Genomic DNA, 3,682 nt, shown 5'->3' with positions numbered 1-3,682 from the left:
ATATAAACATGCTATAATAACTATAGGTGATATTCATGAGAATTTCAAAAACAAGATTTATTAATTATATCAGATGCAATCGTCATCCAGCACTCGATGAAATCTATCGAGACAAGGACAAAGCTATTGTTTCTTTTACTGATGATCCAGAATTAGAAGATTTAATTGGCGAAGAAAACAAGCAAAAAATAAGTGTTTTGCTAGATGATATGATTGATGAAGAAGGAGAAGACCTTCTCATCAAACAAGATACTCAAATGGAAACAATGATGCCTTATTATAGTCAAATTGAGGTTATCAGTGGACAAGCAATTCAAAACCGATTTAAAGGTGATGTAACCTATAGTTTAAATACTTTTGATCAAAAAAGATTTGAACATGAATATCAGGGTTTTCGTTTTTACTGCTTTCTAGATGGTTATCAAGAAGATAAGGATACCATTAGAATATTTGAAGTTAAAGCGACAACAAGCAAAAAATTTATAGATTTAGAATATAAAAATAATCATAACGAAAAAACACCGCTTTTTGAATATTCTCCTGAAGGCATTTTAATGTTGCAAGAAGACTTGCATGGAGATGTTAATGATCATTATTATGAAAAAGTTGCTAAATTAAGAAATAGACTAGGTAAAGAAGGACGTTACGTCTATGACATTTCTTATCAACGTTATGTTTTAGAAAAGGCAATTCAATCAAAAAAAGATGTTAAATACTATCTTGTAGTTTTGAATAGCGAATATATTCATCAAGGTTTAGTCAATGATAGAAATGAACCTATTTATACTGATGACATCATTACAATTATCGATGTTACAACACTAACTGAGTCTATGATACCAGTCATTGAAAATGACGTTCAAACGGTTATCCAGAGATTAGATGTTATGAACGCCAATCCTGTAGATTTAGGTCCACATTGTCAAAGAAAAGATTCAAGAGAATGTAAATTCTACCCGATTTGCTATGGACATATCCCTGAGAAAAACAGTATTTTTTCTTATATTGGCGGACATCATGGGTTTAAAGATTCCGATAACAACAAGTATGAACGATTTGATCTAATCAATGAACGAAAAGTTAAGGCAACTGATATTCCATATGAATGGTTGAATAGAAAAAACAACGTTATTCAAAGGGATGTAATAGAATCGAATCAACCTTACGTTCATCCTCAAAAAATAAGAGCAGGTATTGAACTTTTAAGATATCCTATTTACCATTTGGATTTTGAGACATTTCCATGTCCACTACCCAGATTTAAAGGAGAAAAACCATATAGCCAATCCTTATTTCAGTATTCTATTCATATTGAGCACGAACCTGGAATATGTGATAAGGATTCTGACAATTACAGTTATGTTGCTACTGAGCATATTGATTTAAGAAAAGATTTAGTAGAAAACATGCTCAAAGTCATTAAACAAGATGGTGGCTCAATCATGGTCTATAACAAATCATTTGAACAAACCAGATTAAAAGAAATGGCGGAAATATATCCAGAGTATAAGTCTAGATTATTTGATATGATTGATCGATTATTTGATTTAATGCATTTGTTAAAAGGTAATAAAAAAGTATATGCTTCATTAGGGTTTGAAGGTGAAGACCTTGAAACCGTAAACTATTATCATAATGATTTAAACGGTTCTTATTCTATAAAAAAAGTTCTACCTGTATTTAGTGATTTAACATATCAAGGTATGGGGATAGCTAATGGAACTGATGCATTGGTAACTTATGCAAGATTTCCAATGATGGACAAGAAAACATTTGAAACGTCTTATCAGGATCTATTAGAGTATTGTAAACAAGATACTTGGGCGATGGTAAAAATACTTGAAGAACTTAGAAAATTTTAGTAAAATCCATATGAAACAAAGACTGGGTTATTCTTTCATAAGGCCAATTTCTTAAAATAGAGTCAAATCATAGTTGATTTCTTGTTATTTTGTTTGTTTTCTAATATAATAAAACAAAGAGGAGGCATAAGCATGTTGAAGCTTTATAATACACTTACACAAAACATAGAACCATTTGAATCTATTCAACCAAACAAGGTTTCAATGTATGTATGCGGACCGACAGTTTATGGTGACATACACATAGGTAATGCAAGACCAGTTATCTTTTTTGATGTTGTAAAAAGATACCTTAAATTTTTAGGTTATGAAGTCAATTACGTTTCAAATATAACTGACGTTGACGATAAAATAATTGAAAAAGCTAAAGAACTTAAGATAAAAGAAGATAAGTTAACAAATCAATTTACAAAAGAGTTTATTAATATGAGTTTAGCATTGGGTAGTATTCTACCTGATCAAATGCCAAAAGCAACCGAATTTATTCCACATATGATTGAGTATATCCAAGATTTAATCGATCATAATCATGCCTATGTACGACCTAGTGGCGTATACTTTAGGGTCAAACAAGTTCAAGACTATGGAATCTTAAGCAAACAAAATATTGATGAATTAAATCAAGGGGTACGTGTTGCCTTAGACGAAGACAAAGATGATCCTCGAGACTTTAGTATTTGGAAAGTCACAGACGATGGACTAGCTTTCGAAAGTCCATGGGGAAAAGGAAGACCAGGATGGCACACAGAATGTGCAGTTATGAACCACGAAATTTTCGGTCATGAAATTGATATTCACGGTGGAGGAACAGATCTTAAATTCCCGCATCATGAAAACGAAATGGCTCAAACAGTTGTTCATAACCATCATCACCTCGCTCGTATTTGGATGCATGTCGGACGTTTAGATGTTAACGATGTAAAAATGAGTAAATCATTAGGTAATATAACACTCGTTAAAGACTTGATTCAAGATTATGACCCTTTAGCATTTAGACTATTAACGATTAACCATCATTATAGACAACCAATTCATTATAGCGATGACTTAATGGTACAATTTGCAAAGGAATATGATAGAATAAAACGTAACCTTAAAAAGGCTTTTTTAACAGTTACATTAGCGAAAGCTCATACAATCAACGTTGATATAGAACAAATCAATCTTTTTAAATCTTTAATGGATGATGACTTCAATATTCCGAATGTCATTACCCAAATTTATGACTTATTAAAACGTATGAATAAAGAAAAAGATCCTAAATATTTAGCTGTTTTGCACCAAACTGCAAAAACAATTTTAGATGTATTAGGCATTATGCCTCAATATGAACTAACAGACGAAACATTAATTATGTATCGTGAATGGGAACAAGCTAGAATCAACAAGGATTTCGCAAGAGCAGATTGTTTGAGAGAACGTCTTTCTGAACAAGGGTGGATGTAAAATTTGAATGGATTAACTTTAGCTTATATTGGTGATGCATATTATGAATTATCAATACGCATGTATTTAATAAATCAAAAAATGACAAATGTTAATGATCTACATAAAAAAGCAATTCGTTTTACTTCGGGGAAAGCACAAGCTATTATCATTAATCATTTAATGGATGAAAACATCATTTCTGAACAAGAAATTGAAACTTTCAAAAGAGGCAGAAATAACAGTGGACCTGGAAGAAAAAATATAGATGCACAAACCTATCATTACGCAACAGGTTTCGAAGCATTAATAGGATTGCTATATTTAAATAATAAAACAAGAGCAGACGAACTCATAAAAATCGGTATAGATTATATTGAGAAAGCAACCGGTAG

At 31.4% G+C, this 3,682-nt stretch carries 3 protein-coding genes; all 3 read left to right on the top strand.

The window, feature by feature from the left end:
• Nucleotides 1–35: 35 nt before the first annotated feature.
• On the top strand, nucleotides 36–1,862 hold the full coding sequence (locus tag QJ521_RS09365) for a DUF2779 domain-containing protein (RefSeq protein ID WP_282840224.1): 1,827 nt from the start codon (nucleotides 36–38) through the stop codon (nucleotides 1,860–1,862).
• Nucleotides 1,863–1,994: 132 nt separating this feature from the next.
• Nucleotides 1,995–3,308: a cysteine--tRNA ligase gene (gene cysS / locus QJ521_RS09360; protein WP_282840223.1), complete on the top strand. Its 1,314-nt coding sequence runs from the start codon at nucleotides 1,995–1,997 to the stop codon at nucleotides 3,306–3,308.
• 3 nt (nucleotides 3,309–3,311) lie between these two features.
• A partial coding sequence (locus QJ521_RS09355) for a Mini-ribonuclease 3 (RefSeq protein ID WP_282840222.1) occupies nucleotides 3,312–3,682 on the top strand: 371 nt, incomplete at its 3' end.

It is taken from the genome of Peloplasma aerotolerans, from assembly GCF_030012175.1.
In the GTDB taxonomy this organism is placed as follows: domain Bacteria; phylum Bacillota_I; class Bacilli_A; order Acholeplasmatales; family Acholeplasmataceae; genus Peloplasma; species Peloplasma aerotolerans.
This window is presented reverse-complemented; position numbering and strand designations above follow the sequence as displayed.

Excerpts from the sequence above, each read along its gene's own strand:
- QJ521_RS09365 (WP_282840224.1), top strand. The coding sequence starts at position 36 with ATGAGAATTTCAAAAACAAGATTTATTAATTATATCAGATGCAATCGT.
- cysS (WP_282840223.1), top strand. The coding sequence starts at position 1,995 with ATGTTGAAGCTTTATAATACACTTACACAAAACATAGAACCATTTGAA.